At 46.9% G+C, this 835-nt stretch carries 1 protein-coding gene; it reads right to left on the bottom strand.

The window, feature by feature from the left end:
- Positions 1–112: 112 nt before the first annotated feature.
- Positions 113–835, bottom strand: a 723-nt coding sequence (locus ACGF5R_RS24200) for a S49 family peptidase (protein ID WP_387693165.1), incomplete at its 5' end; no start/stop codon positions are given.

Here is an 835-nt window from a genome sequence, read left to right as displayed (position 1 = left end):
CTTCTTCGGCACGACGGGATTTCGCTTTTTTGCTTTTTTCTTTGTCGTCATCATCTTCCGACGCTGACTTTTTGAGACCCAACAAGTGGGCGAATTTTAAACTAGCCATCTATTAAGCTCCTGATTCACTCAGTAATTTTCGGAATGCAGCATCGGGCGTGATAACCTCGTCAGCTAATCCCAGACCAACACCCTCGTTAGCTAAAAAGCATGCCGCTTGAGTGTTACGAATCGTTTTTTCAGAAATGCCCCGATTGCGGGCAACCGTACTCACGAACAGTTTTCCCATCGTGTCTACATCATCTTGTATTGCACCACGAGCCTGATCAGTTAGCGGCACATAAGGGTTACTTTCCGCTTTTCGGTCTCCGTATGTGATGATCGTTACTTGTAACCCGTCCTCTTTAATCCGCTGTGACCAGTCACAATGAATGACTATCACTCCTATTGAACCGACTCCACCGGTACGCGGGACATAGATTTTGTCAGCAGCACTGGCTAGTGCATAAGCAGCGGAATATGCGTTTTCTGTCAAAATAGCGTGAATCGGCTTCGTCCCTCGTGCCGCGTAAATTTCATCTACCAAATCAAAACAGCCCGCAACTTCGCCACCTGGGGAATCAATATCTAAGCAAATTCCTGTTACTTCGGGATCATAAAGCGCGGTAAGAAAAGATTGCCTGATGCCATCATATCCAGTCATGCCACTGTACGGACGTAGAGAACCCAATTTTTGCACGAGTGTTCCCTGTATCGGGACAACCGCTATCCCTTCTACCACGTCATAACCAACATCATTATTTCCAGGCCGTGAAAAGCTGTCGTCATCTTCCCA

This window comes from Photorhabdus sp. RM71S, assembly GCF_042879355.1.
In the GTDB taxonomy this organism is placed as follows: domain Bacteria; phylum Pseudomonadota; class Gammaproteobacteria; order Enterobacterales; family Enterobacteriaceae; genus Photorhabdus; species Photorhabdus kayaii.
The sequence above is the reverse complement of the archived record's forward strand: the minus strand, read 5'-3'. Positions and strand labels throughout refer to the sequence as shown.